The organism is Paenibacillus sp. Z3-2, assembly GCF_054161325.1.
In genome coordinates this window covers 4,525,542-4,541,847 of sequence record NZ_CP096397.1, presented here as the reverse complement: position 1 = coordinate 4,541,847, position 16,306 = coordinate 4,525,542, and the positions used below count along the sequence as shown (strand labels likewise).

Here is a 16,306-nt window from a genome sequence, read left to right as displayed (position 1 = left end):
TTTGAACAATGATAAAAAGTAATCCGGGGATAACAGCGATCAAAGGGTCTTCTGCCCACGGAGCCGCACCAAACGTAACGTCCCCCCATGTTCAACCCCAATGCATTCAACGTTGATAAACACAGAGGAGTGAAATGGGATGCAGGCACAGGCAAGATTATTGTTGGAAGACGGCACACTGTTCACCGGGAAAGCATTCGGTGCTGAAGGTGAAACTACAGGTGAGGTCGTTTTTAATACGGGAATTACAGGCTATCAAGAGGTGCTTTCGGATCCTTCCTATTGCGGTCAAATCGTGACCATGACGTATCCGCTGATCGGAAACTACGGCATTACGCGTGATGACTTTGAGTCGATTCGTCCATACGTACACGGTTTCGTGGTGCGTCGTCATGAGCCAACGCCAAGCAACTGGCGTGCGGAATATAGTGTAGACAATCTGCTCAAGGAATACGGTATCGTAGGAATCAGCGAAATTGATACACGCATGTTGACTCGCCGGATTCGTCACCACGGCACAATGAAGGGAATTCTCACAACAGGATCGAAGCCTGTAGAAGAACTGCTGGAGATGATGGGAGACACCACCATTGCCGAGCTGCGTAACCAGGTGCCAATGACTTCAACGGAGCATGTATACAATAGCCCGGGAACGGCTGAACGTATTGTACTCGTGGATTACGGTGCCAAAACAGGGATCTTGCGTGAACTCAGCAAACGCAACTGTGACGTTGTCGTTGTTCCACACGATGTAACAGCAGACGAGATTCGTCGCCTGAACCCGGACGGAATTCAACTGTCCAACGGCCCTGGGGACCCGAAAGACGTACCTCACGCGGTTAATATGATCAGTGAACTGCTTGGCGAATACCCGATCTTCGGCATCTGCCTGGGTCACCAGTTGTTTGCACTTGCGGCTGGAGCAGACACCGAAAAACTCAAGTTTGGACATCGCGGAGGAAACCACCCGGTGAAAGAACTGGAGAGCGGACGTTGCTTCATCACATCCCAGAACCATGGATTTACTGTTAACGAAGAGTCTGTGAAGAGCACGGACCTGGAAGTTACACATATCAACAATAACGATAAGACTATTGAAGGTCTGAAACATAAATCATTCCCGGCATTCTCGGTTCAATACCACCCAGAAGCAGCCCCGGGTCCTTACGACAGCAGCTATCTGTTTGACCGCTTCATCGAGATGATTCGCGAGCACAAAATCACTAACCCGCAAAAGCCGCGTCAAGCCGTATTGGCAGCCGCAGTGAAAGGAGCACAATAACATGCCGATTAACAAAGATCTCAAAAAAATCCTGGTGATTGGTTCCGGTCCAATCGTCATCGGTCAAGCGGCCGAATTCGACTATGCCGGTACACAAGCATGTCAGGCACTGAAAGAAGAAGGCGTGGAAGTTGTACTCATTAACAGCAACCCGGCGACCATTATGACGGATACAAACATGGCTGACAAAGTATACATTGAGCCAATCACACTGGATTTTGTAACCCAAATCATTCGTCAGGAACGTCCGGATGGCTTATTGCCAACACTGGGTGGTCAGACTGGTCTGAACATGGCTGTGGAACTGGCACGTGCGGGAGTTCTGGAACGTGAAAATGTAAAATTGCTCGGAACACAGTTGACATCGATCGAGAAAGCGGAAGACCGCGATCTGTTCCGTGATCTGATGCGTGAACTGGAACAACCTGTACCTGAGAGTGTGATCGTAACGACACTTGAAGAGTCACTTGAATTTGCAGGTGAGATCGGTTATCCAATCATCGTGCGTCCAGCTTATACGCTGGGCGGAACAGGTGGGGGAATCTGTGCGAACGAAGAAGAGCTGCGCGAGACTGTGGCAGCGGGAATTCGTTACAGTCCGATTGGGCAATGTTTGGTTGAGAAGAGCATTGCAGGCATGAAAGAAGTCGAGTATGAAGTGATGCGGGACAAAAACGATAACTGTATCGTTGTCTGCAACATGGAAAACTTTGACCCGGTAGGTGTTCATACAGGCGACAGTATCGTCGTGGCACCAAGCCAAACACTGTCGGACCGTGAATATCAAATGCTGCGTTCAGCTTCCCTGAAAATTATCCGTGCCCTGAACATTGAGGGTGGATGTAACGTACAATTTGCACTGGATCCACACAGCTTCCAATACTATGTTATCGAAGTAAACCCACGGGTAAGTCGTTCATCGGCCCTGGCTTCCAAAGCAACGGGTTATCCGATTGCGAAAATGGCTGCCAAAATTGCCATGGGTTACACGTTGGATGAAATCGTCAACCCGGTAACTGGTCAAACATATGCTTGCTTCGAGCCTACGCTGGATTACATCGTGAGCAAAATTCCTCGCTGGCCGTTCGACAAGTTCATCTCGGCGAACCGTAAACTGGGAACGCAGATGAAAGCAACAGGCGAAGTTATGGCCATTGGCCGTACATTTGAAGAATCGATTCACAAAGCCGTTCGTTCCCTGGAAATTGGCGTACACCGCCTCTACCTGAAGGATGCCGAGACGCTGGATGAAGCTACGCTGAATGAGCGTCTGATCAAAGCTGATGATGAGCGTATCTTCCTGATTGCCGAAGCATTCCGCAGAGGGTATACGTTACAACAGTTGCAGGATCTAACCAAGATCGACTGGTGGTTCCTGGATAAAATCGAAGGTCTGATCGCATTCGAAGATCGCATTCGAGAAGAGTCCGAATTGTCTTCCGACATCCTGTATCAAGCGAAACGGCTTGGATTCACAGACCGCGCCATTGCTGAACTGCGTGCGCAAGGTCAACCTGGAGGCACATTAACGACTGAAGCGGAAGTTAGAACTCGTCGCGAACAAGAAAACCTTCGTCCAGTTTACAAAATGGTAGATACGTGTGCAGCTGAGTTCGAAGCCACAACGCCTTATTACTACTCGACTTACGAGACAGAGAATGAAGTGATCCCTTCAGACAAGAAAAAAGTTGTTGTGCTTGGCTCGGGTCCAATCCGGATCGGTCAAGGGATTGAGTTCGACTACTCTACTGTACATGCAGTATGGGCATTGCAAAAAGCAGGCTATGAGGCAGTCATTATCAATAATAACCCGGAGACGGTGTCTACGGACTTTAATACATCTGATCGATTGTACTTCGAACCTTTGTTTTTCGAAGATGTCATGAACGTGATTGAACAGGAGAAGCCAGTAGGGGTTATTGTACAGTTCGGTGGTCAAACAGCCATCAACTTGGCAGCACCACTCCGTGCCGCAGGTGTAACGATTCTTGGAACGGATCTGGAAAGCATTGATGAGGCGGAGGACCGCAAGAAGTTCGAGCGTCTGCTCTCCCGTCTGGAGATTGCACAGCCGAAAGGTAAAACGGTCATTTCCATCGATGATGCAGTAGAAACAGCTCAAAGTCTGGGTTACCCTGTTTTGGTCCGTCCTTCCTATGTACTCGGTGGTCGTGCGATGGAGATTGTTTACTCCGATGCTGAATTGCTGACATACATGGAGCAGGCGGTTAAAATCAATCCGGAACATCCGGTTCTGATCGACCGTTACATGATGGGTAAAGAAGTTGAGGTTGACGCCATCTGCGATGGTGAAACGGTACTGATTCCGGGAATCATGGAACATATCGAGCGTGCAGGGGTTCACTCTGGTGACTCTATCGCGGTATATCCTCCTCAACATCTGTCCCAAGATCTGAAAGAGAAGATTGTAGAGATTACAATCAAAATTGCGAAAGAACTGAAAACGGTAGGTTTGGTCAACATCCAGTTTGTTATCCATGATGGCCAAGTATACATTATCGAGGTGAACCCGCGTTCGTCCCGTACCGTGCCATTCCTGAGCAAAGTAACCAACATTCCGATGGCGAACTTGGCAACACAAGCCATTCTGGGTGTGAAACTGAAAGATCTTGGTTATGTTGACGGGCTGTGGCCTGAGTCGGACCATGTATCTGTCAAAGTTCCGGTTTTCTCCTTCGCGAAGCTGCGTCGTGTTGAACCAACCCTTGGGCCTGAGATGAAATCGACAGGTGAGGTTATGGGTCGTGACCCGAATTATGCGAAAGCATTGTTCAAAGGTCTCATCGGAGCTGGAATGAAAATACCGGCAACCGGAGCGATTGTCGTGACTGTAGCAGACAAAGACAAGGACGAAGCTGTACCATTGCTCGAAGGTTTCTACAGACTGGGTTACAAAATCATGGCTACCGGCGGAACAGCAGCTGCGCTTGAAGCAGCGAACATTCCGGTAACGACTGTGAACAAATTGAGTGAAGGTTCGCCGAACATTCTGGATATGATTCGCAGCGGCGAAGCGAACTTTGTTTTCAACACACTGACCAAAGGCAAAACACCGCAGCGTGATGGATTCCGTATCCGTCGTGAAGCGGTAGAGAACGGCATTGTATGTATGACTTCATTGGATACGATTCGTGCGCTGCTGATCATGCTGCAAACGATCAACTTCTCATCGGAAGCAATGCCTGTCTTTGTTAAATAAATAAGACTCTGATGAAGGACATCAGTCAGCCTGCGGGCTGGCGAGATGTCCTTTATATCGGGCAAAAACGGAAAAATGAGCAAGTGGAAGGGAGCGCTGTTGATGAATCACACGAATTTCAATGAAATGGCTGGCCGTTTGATGGTAGCACTCGATTATCCTGGAGCGAAAGAAGCTCAAGAATTGGTACAAGCTCTTGAGGGCATTCCCTGTTATCTCAAGGTGGGCATGCAGCTGTTCTACGCAGCAGGACCTGACTTTATTCGGGAGTTGAAGTCCAAAGGCTACTCCGTTTTTCTGGATGTGAAAATGCATGACATTCCCAACACGGTTCGGGGTGGTGCTGAGAGTATCACGCGTCTGGGTGTAGACATGTTCAATGTGCATGCAGCGGGCGGAACCATCATGATGCGTGCTGCACGTGAAGGCGCTGAGGCGGCAATTGCTGCTGATCCTTCCATACAGAGACCTGAGATCATTGCAGTCACCCAACTGACCAGTACGAGTCTGGAAACGATGAATAACGAGATTGGCATCCCGGGAAGTGTGGAAGCTGCTGTGGTTCGTTATGCAGGCCTGGCCCAAGAGGCTGGACTGGATGGAGTTGTTGCTTCTCCACTGGAAGTGCCCGCAATACGGGCAGCGTGTGGCAGTTCTTTTCATACCGTTACACCAGGAATTCGTCCAGCGGGTAGTGGTCTCGGGGATCAGACACGCGTCTTGACGCCGGGTGAAGCCATTGCCAGAGGCAGCCATTACATTGTTGTAGGCAGACCGATTACAGGCGCTCCCAATCCGCGAGAAGCGGCAGAAACCATTTTGAAGGAGATGTTGAACGCATGATTGAACTGAATGAGATTCCAAATCATATTGCTTCCCAACTGTTGAAAATCAAAGCCGTGGCGTTGCGTCCGCAGCAGCCATTTACATGGACATCGGGCATCAAATCACCGATATACTGCGATAACCGGTTAACGATGTCCTATCCCGAGATTCGTAATGATATTGCTGAAGCCTTTGCAACGATTATTCGTAACCAATACCCGGATGCAGAAGTCATTGCAGGTACAGCAACTGCAGGTATCCCGCATGCTGCCTGGGTGGCTCAGAAGCTGAATCTGCCGATGGCCTACATTCGTGATAAAGCCAAAGGACACGGCAAGGAGAATTTGATTGAAGGGCTGATTGCCGAAGGACAGAAAGTGGTTGTCATCGAAGACCTGATCTCTACAGGTGGCAGTTCGATCAAAGCAGCAGAAGCCGTACGCGTAGCAGGTGCAACACCTCTCGCCGTGCTTGCGATCTTCAGCTACCAGCTGGATAAGGGGGTTCAAGCGTTCGAAGACGCAGGAATTCCACTTCAGACGCTGTCCAATTACACGGCTCTGATGGATGTGGCTTTGGCTCAGGGAACGATTCAGGAGAGTGACTTTGAATTGCTCAAATCCTGGCGTGAAGATCCTTCTTCATTTGGTAAATAATATCATTGATAGCCCGAAAAAATGTTCATGACTGAACGGTATCAAAATTGTAATGATTGCCGTCATAGCGGCAAAACCATCGAATATGCAATAGGCATCCCGCACTTTGGGGTGCTTTTTTCGTTTGTTCATCAAAATATTAACTTTTTCCCTCTACCGTTGTAAAAAGCTTGTAACTTTTAGTTGGGATCGGTCGTTTATAATTCAGTGTAGGTTGGAACAGATTTCTAATTTTAGGTTTTTTGAAGAAATGAACGGGATTTCAAGAAAGGATGAGCGTGATTGCTGGCATGAAGAATTTATTTCTGAGAAAAAGACCTGCCAAGAGCCAGTCAGGCGATGAATATCAACAGGGGGAAACGCAGCTGGAGGCATCAACGGTTTCGGGAGAAAATACATACGAGAATGAACACGATCACCCGACGAGTGAACCTCCGTTACCTGAAAGTGAAATCGCTTCGGATGAAGTGGCTGCAGCTGCTGTCACTACCGTTGATGAACCCCAGAAGAAGATCAAACCGAAGAAGGATATGCTGCCTCCATATGATGGACCTGTACTGGAGGTTCGTAATGTACATCGCAGTTTCCAGACAGGCAGTCGCATCATCCATGTGCTCAAAGGCATTGACATGGAAGTGAATCCGCAGCAATTGGTCATGCTGAAGGGGCGTTCAGGTTCAGGCAAAACAACGTTGCTGAATATGCTCGGTGGATTGGATCAGCCTTCAAGTGGAGACATTCTGTTCTCCGGTCAGCCTCTTCAGGATTGGGGAGACCGGCGGCGAACCGCTTTGCGGCGCAAGGAGATTGGTTTTATTTTTCAGGCGTATGCACTGATGCCCTTATTGTCTGCTTGGGAAAATGTAGAATTGTCGCTGCGAATGGCGGATGTACCGCGAGCGGAATGGAAGGACAGGGTTGGTCATTGTCTGGATCTGGTTGGACTATCCAAAAGGGTGAAGCACCGTCCTTTTGAGATGTCCGGGGGAGAGCAGCAGCGGGTGGCTATAGCCAAGGCAATTGCCCATAGACCCCGATTGTTGCTTGCGGATGAGCCTACAGCGGAACTGGATTCCAAGATGGGCGCACAGGTTATGGCGGTATTCCGCAATATTATTGAAGTAGAACAAGTAACGATATGTATGACAACACACGATCCTACAATTTTGGAGGTTGCGGACCATGTTTATGAAATGGCGGACGGCAGATTTATCAAGTAAAGGGGCCGCTCCGAAGAGGGGGAAACGCGCAGCAATTATTGTAATTGGTGCGATAATGGTTGCAACGATGTCCGGTTGCTCATTGCTGCCGTCAGAAACAGAGGAAGAAGTGCTGCCACCAATTACGCCGCCAACCATCTCCAAGAAACCGGAATACGAAGTCCGGACGGAAACGTTGGAGAAAAAAGTAAGTGGTAGCGGCAAGATGATGAGTCAGCGGGAAGAGAAGGTGTACTTTACACTCGATGGTATGCATGTCAAAGAGTTGAATGTTAAACCGGGGGATAAAGTGAAAAAGGGTCAACTTCTCGCTGTGCTCGATGTGGAGAGTGTAGAGAAGGAAATCCGTGGCAAGAAACTGCAGATTCGCAAATCCGAAGTTCAAATGAAGGAAACCCTCCGCAAGCAGGATGAGATGGACCCGGTGGAGTTCGAAGAGGCAACGATTGCGTTTGAAGAACTGCGCCAGGAACTCGCTGATCTGGAGGAACAACTGGGCAAGGCCACATTGACCGCTCCGTTTGGTGGCACCATTATTGCTGTGCAGGTAGAGAAGGGTGCAGCCGTGAAAGCGTATGATCCGATTGCTACGATTGCGGATACATCGAATCTGGTTGTGGCAGCTACCTTTGCCAAAGAAGATCTGGAGAAGTTCTCAGCTGGTATGAAGGCAGAAGTAGATATTAATGGAGCCGGTAAAGTTTCTGGCAAAATTAAAGTCATGCCTATCGCGGAAGCATCGGGAAGTGGCAGTGGCGAAGGAACGGGTGAAGGCGGTACGCCTCCGACGAAAGAAACGCTGGATAAGTATGTTATCGTTACACTTGCAAAAATGCCAAAAGGTGTGGAACGCGGGACACCTTTATCGGTCTCCATCGTAACGCAGCGTACCGAGAACGCGATTGTGATTCCTGTATCCGCTTTACGCTCCATCGGTTCAAGAACGTATGTGCAAGTGGTGGAGAGTGATGGCAGCAAGCGTGAAGTGGACGTTGAAGTTGGTCAGCAGACATCGACAGATGTTGAGATTCTGAAAGGTCTGACCGTAGGCCAGAAAGTAGTGGGACGCTAATGGGGCTGCCATTGCTTCGGCTGCTGTTCCGCAAAATGTGGAACACACGCTGGATGACCTTCAGCACACTGATCGGATTGATTGTGGCGGTAGCGTTCACCGTCAGTATTCCAATGTATGCCGATGGTGCACTGAAACGGGTCGTCGCGCAGACGCTGCAGGATAATAGTGAAGGATTGCCAGCCGGTTCGTTGCTTATGAGTTATCAGGCACCCGGTGGAGTCAAGACAGACACACGGGGTCTGGATGAAGTAGATCGTTATATTCGTGAGGATGTTCCTCGCGATATTGGGTTTCCTTTTCATACGTATGTGAATTCCAGATCCATTCGGAGCACAGAGGTGAGTCCGGAAGATCCAACCAAAGTGGACGCCAGCCGGGTGCGCAGTATGAGTATGGGCACGATGAGTGGACTGGGTGCGCAGGTGAATTATTCTGCCGGAGTGAAACCTGGCAACCAGATTAAGGACGATATCATCGAGGCAGTCATGTTGGAAGAAGGCATGTACCGTAACGATCTGCATATCGGCGATATTCTGGAATATCCGGTGTATAGCGGCCTTGATATCACGTTACGTGTGAAGATTACAGGGTCCTTCAAGGCAGATGATCCAAACAGCCCTTACTGGGTACAGGGATTTGACGGGATGATGAATGGACTTTATGTGGATGAATCGGTCTTTAATGATGTATTACTGAAGGAAAAAGGCATTCCACTTCAGAATTCACGTTGGTATTATGCTTTTGATCTGAAAGAAATTCAAACCAGCCAATTGTCGGGTCTGACTTCCATGCTGGAAAGGCTGGACATCGATCTGTATCAGCGGTTGAAAGATACGAAAGTGGACATCACCTTCGGTGATCTACTCAAGCAGTTCCGCAGTCAGAGTCTGCAATTGCAGACCATGCTGTTTACCTTGGCAGCACCGATGATTGCGATGGTCTTTTATTTTATTGCGATGAACGCCAGACAGTCATTACAGAAGCAAGAGAGTGATATTGCGGTATTGCGCAGCCGTGGAGCTTCAGCTCGGCAGATATTCTCTCTTTACCTGCTCGAAGGCATATTCCTTGGTGTTATTGCGTTGATTATTGGACCGTTGCTCGGTTGGTTTATGGCCAAGAGTATTGGTTCAGCAAGTGGCTTTCTCTCGTTCGTAGATCGGAAGTCGATTCCGATTGGTATATCCAAAGAAGCCATTCTATTAGGCGTAGCAGCAGTACTTGTTGCCATCATTGCGTCCCTGATTCCGGCGATAACCTACGCACGAGCAACCATTGTGTCGGCCAAGCGGCGCCAAGCAAGGACAGACCGTGCTCCGGTATGGCAGCGCTGGTTCCTGGATGTTGTGTTACTCGGCCTGGCTGGATACGGATACTACCTGTTCTATGAACGTCAGATGTTGACCTTCCAGACCGGAATGACAACCGATCAGCTGCAGGTACAGCCGTTTCTGTTTTTTGTACCCGCACTCGCGATCTTTGCGCTCGGACTGTTCTTCCTGCGCTTGTTCCCGTGGATTTTGAAGCTCATCCAGCTGATCGGTCGCAAGTTTCTCCCGGTCCCGTTATATCTGACATTAACGCAGCTATCACGTTCGTCTTCTTCTTATTACCCACTGATGATACTCCTTGTATTAACATTGGGACTTGGGGTGTACAACTCGGCTGCGGCTCGGACCATTGATCTGAATTCTACCGAGCGTACCCTATACCGTTATGGTTCTGATGTGATTATGCAGACCGTGTGGGAAGGAACGCCTGAGATTAAGCCGGGTGGTTCCGGACAAAATGGCGGTTCGGGTGGAGGTCAACAAGGTGGAGGCGGAGGTTCTGCTGGTGGTGGTTCCGGCGGAGGCAATGGCGGCGGAGGTGCTCCAGGTGGAGGCGGTGGGTCTTCGCAGCCTTCCAAAGTCATCTATTCTGAACCTCCATTCGAAGTATTCCGCAGATTAGATGGGGTTGAACATGCAGCAAGAGTGCTGCAGACCAAGGGTAATATTATCGTTTCTGGTAAATCAGGCGGACAGGGAATGCTGGTCGGAATAGATAATGTAGACTTTGCTCAAGTGGCATGGTTCCGCAACGATCTTTTCCCAGCACATCCTTACAAGTACCTTGACTTGCTTGGTAAATATGAAGGGGCTGTATTGATCTCTTCCAAATTTGCTGACAAGTTCAAGCTGAAAACCGGAGACCTCGTCTCGATGGGTGTGCAGGGACAGGCAATTGAATTCGTCGTGTTCGGGATCATTCCTTACTGGCCAGCCCAGTATCCGGATCAGATGCCATTCTTCGTGGCCAATCTGGATTATATCTATGATCAGGTGCCTCTGATTCCTTATGAGGTGTGGCTGAAAATGGAACCAGATGCCAAAGTGGCTCCATTAATGGAGAAGCTCGCAGCAGAAGGTATTGAGTTATCGTCTGTGCGTGACGTACGCACCGAATTGGTATCTCAGGGCAAACATCCGTCACGGGGCGGTGTATTCGGGATTCTGAGTCTTGGTTTCCTGGTATCGGTTATTATCTCGTTGATTGGATATGTGCTGTACTGGTTCTTCAACCTGTCCGGACGTGTTGTGCAGTTTGGTGTATTACGAGCCATGGGGTTATCCCGAGCGCAACTGAGCGGCATGCTGCTGCTGGAACAGGTGTTCACGGCGGGGCTGTCGATCCTGCTCGGTATCGGTATTGGTCAGGTATCGAGTCGTTTATTCCTGCCATTCCTGCAAACGACGGATAATGTATCTGCTCAGGTACCTCCGTTCCGGATTGTCTTTGAACAGCAGGATATGTTGCAACTGTATGGGGTCACCGTGGTAATGTTGGTCATCGGTGCAACGATGTTGCTCTGGCAGATTCGCAGGCTGCGGGTTCACCAGGCGGTCAAAATGGGAGAGGAGAGGTAAACGTGATCCAATGCGAAGGACTTGTCAAAATTTTTAAATCCAGCGATGTGGAAGTCGTTGCCCTTCAGGGCCTCAACCTGACTGTCAATCAAGGTGAAATGATGGCGATAATCGGTAACAGTGGTAGCGGTAAATCCACACTGCTGAATATTCTGGGTGGGCTTGATCGGCCTACTGCCGGCACGGCTGTTGTGGGAGATTGGGATCTGCTTAAAATGACAGATGCCCAATTGGTCGAATACAAACGTCATACCGTAGGGTTTATCTGGCAAAATAACGGTCGTAACCTGCTGCCTTATCTCACGGCACTGGAAAATGTGGAGACACCCATGATTCTGGGAGGCAAACGTGACCGTGCTTATGCAAAACAATTGCTGGAATGGGTAGGCCTTAAGGATCGGATGCACAACAAATTGCATCAATTGTCAGGAGGGGAGCAGCAACGGGTAGCCATTGCGATCTCATTATCCAATCGTCCCAAAATTCTGCTTGCAGATGAACCAACAGGTTCAGTCGATTCCGAGACATGTGACACGATCATGGCGATTTTCCGAAGAATGAACAAGGAACTCGGTGTTACGATTGTTATCGTTACCCATGACTTGACTCTTGCTGGTAAGGTAGACCGGATCGTTGCGATTCGGGATGGCTTGACGAGTACCGAGTTTGTGAAGCGTAACCCGAATCTGGATGATGAGCATAGCTTGTCCGAGGCGGGTATGCCAGACATCCATGAAGCATTCGTCATTATAGACCGTGCAGGACGACTTCAGGTGCCAAAAGAGTACCTGGAAGCCTTATCCATTGATAACCGGGCTACATTGGAATTTGACGGTGAACGTATTGTCATTACACCGCCAAGATAATATTAGAGGGGGAACTGAAAATGAAGAACAGTATGTGGGGAAAACGTGTGCTTGCTGTCATGGCTACAGCAACACTGGCACTGCCGCTGATTGCCGGTTGTACGGCAAGCGAGGCCAAGGATACGGAGCAACGTGTATTGCGCGTGGCTACAATGTGGGGAGGACAGGATGACAGTTACTTCCGTCAGCAATTTACCGATGCTTTTGAACTGACACATCCCAATGTAACCATTGAGATTGTAGCCGCCGTTGATCAGAGCAGCATGTATGGGTATGGCAACACGGAAGAACAGCAGGAAGTTCCGGATACGATGGAAAGTCTGAAGAAAATTATGACTGGCGATAACCCGGTTGACGTCATCGTTGCCGATACGTCTACAGTCAAATCATTAATTCAGGAAAATCTGGTAAAACAGCTGGACCCGTTGATGCAGGAAGACAAGTTTGACACCAGTGACATTGTTCCTAGTGTACTGGAGGGAATTAAAGACCTTGGAGATCAGAGCATTTATGCGTTAACACCAACGTTCTCCTCTTCGGCTTTGTTCTACAACAAGGGCATGTTTGAGAAAGCGGGCGTGGAACCACCAACGGACAATATGACGTGGGACGATATTTTCAATCTGGGTACACGGCTTACGAAAGGGGAAGGTAAAGACCATGTATTTGGTTTCTCCTTCACCACATATCAGGGTGGTTCGCCTTACTACTCCATGCAACAATACTACAGTTCTTTGCAGCTGAAGACATTCGACGACAAAGCAGAGAAGATGACAGTGGATTCTCCTCAATGGGAGAAAGTGTGGAGTACTATCAGCAAACTTGCGATTGACAAAGTGATCCCTAAAGGCGACGAACCACAGGATCAGGATCCAAGTGGACGCTATGATCCGGTTCAGGGTGATCTGTTTCTGAGTAGCAAGGCAGCCATGGTTATTGGTGATTATAGCTATATTAATCAATTAATCGATGCGAATAAAAATGCAGATAAAATGAAAGATTTTACGAAGGTAGATTGGGATGTTGTAACACCTCCAGTTCACCCGGAAGCTCCTGAAATTGGGGGAAGTATCTATTTGAGCAATCTCATGGCGATCAATAGTGCGGCGCAGAACCCGGATGATGCATGGGAATTGATCAAGTACATGAACAGTGAAGATTGGGCCAAGATCAAGGCACGCAGCAGTTATGAGATGGTATCCCGGAAGAGCTTCATTAAACCAAAAGATGGCTTGGATTATAACATTCAAGCATTCTACTCACTGAAGCCTATTCCGCCAACGAATACCAATCTGGATAAACTGTATCAGAAATCCCCAGGCTTATGGCAAGTAAGCGAAAAAGGGATGGAATATTTCAATCAAGTACTTGAGAACAAAAAGACACCAAAAGAAGCGCTTGGCGAGTGGGCGGCTAAAGGAAATGAGATGCTTGAGAAACTGAAAAAAGACCCTAAAGCCACGTTTCAATGAGATTTGATGATGTAGTCCGATCATGACGAGGATAGCCGCTGAAGATTTTAATCTTTGGCGGCTATTTTTATGTGAAATGGGGTATTCTACAAAAAGCAGGAATAAATGACGACTCCGGAAAGGACGAACGGTATGCACTGGGTGTATTTCAGCAAGTTGTATGCAACCAAATTTCAGGCAGGATGTCTGGCCAAACGAATGGAGCAGGACGGATGGATCTATGGTCACAATGACCCGGCAGAAGTCGAAGTGTATCGTTCACGCAAAGGTCGTTATGGTGTACGTTTTATTCCCTGACATTACCCCTTGACTTATTAAGGTAGTATGGTGTATATTAATTAAGTCGCTGTTTTAATATTTCTTACTGACGCGGGGTGGAGCAGCCCGGTAGCTCGTCGGGCTCATAACCCGAAGGCCGCAGGTTCAAATCCTGCCCCCGCAATTTAGTTTCACTTGGATGATTCACAGCCATCATCTGCACGTTATACATTATGTCTAGGGCCCTTAGCTCAGTTGGTTAGAGCGGTCGGCTCATAACCGATTGGTCACAGGTTCGAGTCCTGTAGGGCCCATACTCTTGAAACCCTTGCTGAGCAAGGGTTTTTTTCTGTCTTCATTTAGGTGCTTGCAACTTCTACGTTTAGCTTGAGCCTCCTGGCCCTATGTAAACTAGATCAATGTCTTTCTTAAATGAAACAGATCATAGGCCTGCCCTCAAAAGCAGGTTTTATTCTTGTTGAAGGGGAACACTGAACTCCATCGAGTAGATAAGGTTCTATGATATAATACATTACAGAGATTGAAATGGTATTCGATAATAAAGTAGTACGTGAACATCTAAGAATCTTATGAAATTATAGATAGAAAGCAGGTTTAACGTTTAATGACGTCAAAAGAAAGTCAACGTTTTCGTTACAGTGAAGCTCCGGTCTGGGATTGGCAACGAGCTTATTATGAACAGAAAGGGCTAGAGGCATGGACTGAGAATCAGGTGCCTCAATATATCACCAGTAATCCAGTGATTGCAACGGCGTATGCAGAGATGATTTTTGGTTTTCTCCAGGACCTCGCGAACAAGGGGCAGATCACTGAGACCGTGACCATTCTGGAACTTGGGGCGGGAGTAGGGCGTTTGGCACATCAAATCCTCGTTAAACTGATCGAGTTAAAGGATTTTGCCGGAATAAAGTTACCTCCATTCAGATATGTGATGACTGATCTTGTAGCGGAGAATGTGCTAGGCTGGAAAGAGCATCCATCGATGCAATCCTTTATTCGACAAGGGATATTGGATTTTGCGCGTTTTGACGCTGTAGAAGATACGGAGTTAAAACTGGTCGTCGCAGGTACGGTTATTCAGCCGGGTAATCTGAAACAACCATTGTTGTTGATTGCCAATTACTTTTTTGACAGCATCCCGCAGGAACTAATCTACATTGGGGATGGCGAGATATATGAGTGTGATCTGCTTGTTCAGTCTCCGGATCATCGTGAACTTGATCCCGCTGAGATGCTGAAGAATATGACGCTGAGTTATGAGTATCGCCGGGCGCCCGAATACAGTGCAGATAACTATCCGTATTCGGAGCTTATCACATTGTACAAGGCGGAGCTGGAGGATTCACATATTCTTTTTCCTGCCATCGGCTTGTCCTGTCTTGAACGCTTGAACAAATTGTCACAGTCAGGTTATGTGTTGATTACCGCTGATAAAGGGGATCATCGGCTGGATAACTGGAAGTTCGCAGAGCCACCTGAATTCGTTCTTCACGGGAGTTTTTCTCTAACAGCCAACTACCATGCGATTCAATATGTCCTGGAACAACAGGGCGCCCATACTCGATTCACGACACATCATTATAAAGATCTGAATGTTGGGTGCATGTTGATGGTGGAAGAACCGATGAATTATGTGAACACGCGGTTAGCCTATCATCGATTTGTTGAACGTTTTGGACCGGATGACTTTTTCAGCATGAAACAATGGGTAGACTCTCGAATAGAGAGTATGGAGTTGAAGCATATTTTACCGTTTTGGCGTCTGGGCGGATATGATGCTGAGTTCTTGATCCACAGTGCTACGCACATTTCCAGTCTGCTTCCTGATGCAAGTGATGAGGAAATGCTCGATATTCAGTCTGGGATTCATACGATGTGGTCGTCCTACTATGTGATGGAGCAGCAAGGGGGACTGGCGTTTCTGGCGGGGCAGTTATTATATGAGATGTATATGTATGAGGATGCCAAACGGTTTCTGGAGATATCGTTGGTTGCAGATCCGAGTAACCATAATCCGGCAGTTTTGTACGATTTGGCTGTGTGCTGTTATGAACTTGAACTGGAAGAAGAAACCCTGGCATATACCCATAAAGTACTGGCTCTGGAACCTGATCATGAAGAAGCAGCAGCGTTACTCCAGAGTTTCGAGTTGATCTAAACAACATAATTGTAGTCTTGTCTCCTGTATGTATGAAATGGGCATGTTTATATAGAAATTGAAACGTTTAATGGACGATCAACGTATTACTGGGATATTAAACCAATTATCTATTTCAACAGAAGGAGACAGGGCTATGAAGAAATTGTTATCCGTTGTATTGTATCCATTAGCTTGGGTACTGGGGGCACTAAGTGTTTTATCAGGAAATGCAATCAGTGTGGCAGACAACGCTCTATTGGTGAAAGATATCGCTACAGATCGAAGCTATGATGGACAGGCTATATATGATAATATTGAACGTAGAAATGTCTAACTACATACCATTGAACTGTAAAGGTAAT

General features: G+C 47.9%; 12 protein-coding genes and 2 tRNA genes. All 14 read left to right on the top strand.

Annotated features, from left to right (window positions below):
• The first annotated feature begins 139 nt into the window (after nucleotides 1-139).
• The 14 genes from carA to M1D71_RS20220 all read left to right on the top strand — a co-directional run bounded on the left by carA (nucleotide 140) and on the right by M1D71_RS20220 (nucleotide 16,278).
• Nucleotides 140-1,282: a glutamine-hydrolyzing carbamoyl-phosphate synthase small subunit gene (carA, locus tag M1D71_RS20285; RefSeq protein ID WP_458123410.1), complete on the top strand. Its 1,143-nt coding sequence runs from the start codon at nucleotides 140-142 to the stop codon at nucleotides 1,280-1,282.
• Between the two features lies 1 nt (nucleotide 1,283).
• Complete coding sequence (gene carB, locus M1D71_RS20280) at nucleotides 1,284-4,502, top strand: carbamoyl-phosphate synthase large subunit (RefSeq protein ID WP_458123409.1); 3,219 nt, start codon at nucleotides 1,284-1,286, stop codon at nucleotides 4,500-4,502.
• Between the two features lie 102 nt (nucleotides 4,503-4,604).
• A complete protein-coding gene (pyrF, locus tag M1D71_RS20275; protein ID WP_458123408.1) occupies nucleotides 4,605-5,345 on the top strand; it encodes an orotidine-5'-phosphate decarboxylase in 741 nt (246 codons plus the stop codon).
• The gene (gene pyrE, locus M1D71_RS20270) at nucleotides 5,342-5,983 is read left to right on the top strand and encodes an orotate phosphoribosyltransferase (protein WP_458123407.1); all 642 of its coding nucleotides are present in this window, start codon (nucleotides 5,342-5,344) and stop codon (nucleotides 5,981-5,983) included. Before pyrF ends, pyrE begins: the two co-directional genes overlap by 4 nt.
• Nucleotides 5,984-6,255: 272 nt before the next feature.
• Entirely contained in the window at nucleotides 6,256-7,203 is a 948-nt protein-coding gene (locus tag M1D71_RS20265) for an ABC transporter ATP-binding protein (RefSeq protein WP_458123406.1), read from the top strand.
• Nucleotides 7,166-8,275, top strand: a complete 1,110-nt coding sequence (locus tag M1D71_RS20260; protein WP_458123405.1) for an efflux RND transporter periplasmic adaptor subunit — start codon at nucleotides 7,166-7,168, stop codon at nucleotides 8,273-8,275. The genes M1D71_RS20265 and M1D71_RS20260 overlap by 38 nt, the downstream gene beginning before the upstream one ends.
• Nucleotides 8,275-11,187 carry an ABC transporter permease gene (locus tag M1D71_RS20255; protein ID WP_458123404.1) on the top strand — a complete coding sequence of 971 codons (2,913 nt, stop codon included), beginning with the start codon at nucleotides 8,275-8,277 and terminating at the stop codon, nucleotides 11,185-11,187. The genes M1D71_RS20260 and M1D71_RS20255 overlap by 1 nt, the downstream gene beginning before the upstream one ends.
• 2 nt (nucleotides 11,188-11,189) lie before the next feature.
• On the top strand, nucleotides 11,190-12,053 hold the full coding sequence (locus M1D71_RS20250) for an ABC transporter ATP-binding protein (RefSeq protein WP_458123403.1): 864 nt from the start codon (nucleotides 11,190-11,192) through the stop codon (nucleotides 12,051-12,053).
• 20 nt (nucleotides 12,054-12,073) lie between these two features.
• Nucleotides 12,074-13,525, top strand: a complete 1,452-nt coding sequence (locus M1D71_RS20245) for an ABC transporter substrate-binding protein (RefSeq protein WP_458123402.1) — start codon at nucleotides 12,074-12,076, stop codon at nucleotides 13,523-13,525.
• Between the two features lie 105 nt (nucleotides 13,526-13,630).
• Entirely contained in the window at nucleotides 13,631-13,822 is a 192-nt protein-coding gene (locus M1D71_RS20240) for a hypothetical protein (RefSeq protein WP_458127384.1), read from the top strand.
• Nucleotides 13,823-13,893: 71 nt separating this feature from the next.
• A tRNA-Met gene (locus M1D71_RS20235) sits at nucleotides 13,894-13,967 on the top strand.
• A 56-nt stretch (nucleotides 13,968-14,023) separates the two neighbouring features.
• A tRNA-Ile gene (locus M1D71_RS20230) sits at nucleotides 14,024-14,097 on the top strand.
• Nucleotides 14,098-14,408: 311 nt separating this feature from the next.
• Nucleotides 14,409-15,962, top strand: a complete 1,554-nt coding sequence (locus M1D71_RS20225) for a tetratricopeptide repeat protein (protein ID WP_458123401.1) — start codon at nucleotides 14,409-14,411, stop codon at nucleotides 15,960-15,962.
• A 136-nt stretch (nucleotides 15,963-16,098) separates the two neighbouring features.
• Nucleotides 16,099-16,278, top strand: coding sequence for a hypothetical protein (locus M1D71_RS20220; protein WP_458123400.1), 180 nt, complete (start codon nucleotides 16,099-16,101; stop codon nucleotides 16,276-16,278).
• Nucleotides 16,279-16,306: the final 28 nt, after the last annotated feature.

Coding starts and splice junctions, on each gene's coding strand:
- carA (WP_458123410.1), top strand. CDS start 140: ATGCAGGCACAGGCAAGATTATTGTTGGAAGACGGCACACTGTTCACC.
- carB (WP_458123409.1), top strand. CDS start 1,284: ATGCCGATTAACAAAGATCTCAAAAAAATCCTGGTGATTGGTTCCGGT.
- pyrF (WP_458123408.1), top strand. CDS start 4,605: ATGAATCACACGAATTTCAATGAAATGGCTGGCCGTTTGATGGTAGCA.
- pyrE (WP_458123407.1), top strand. CDS start 5,342: ATGATTGAACTGAATGAGATTCCAAATCATATTGCTTCCCAACTGTTG.
- M1D71_RS20265 (WP_458123406.1), top strand. CDS start 6,256: ATGAGCGTGATTGCTGGCATGAAGAATTTATTTCTGAGAAAAAGACCT.
- M1D71_RS20260 (WP_458123405.1), top strand. CDS start 7,166: ATGTTTATGAAATGGCGGACGGCAGATTTATCAAGTAAAGGGGCCGCT.
- M1D71_RS20255 (WP_458123404.1), top strand. CDS start 8,275: ATGGGGCTGCCATTGCTTCGGCTGCTGTTCCGCAAAATGTGGAACACA.
- M1D71_RS20245 (WP_458123402.1), top strand. CDS start 12,074: ATGAAGAACAGTATGTGGGGAAAACGTGTGCTTGCTGTCATGGCTACA.
- M1D71_RS20240 (WP_458127384.1), top strand. CDS start 13,631: ATGACGACTCCGGAAAGGACGAACGGTATGCACTGGGTGTATTTCAGC.
- M1D71_RS20225 (WP_458123401.1), top strand. CDS start 14,409: ATGACGTCAAAAGAAAGTCAACGTTTTCGTTACAGTGAAGCTCCGGTC.
- M1D71_RS20220 (WP_458123400.1), top strand. CDS start 16,099: ATGAAGAAATTGTTATCCGTTGTATTGTATCCATTAGCTTGGGTACTG.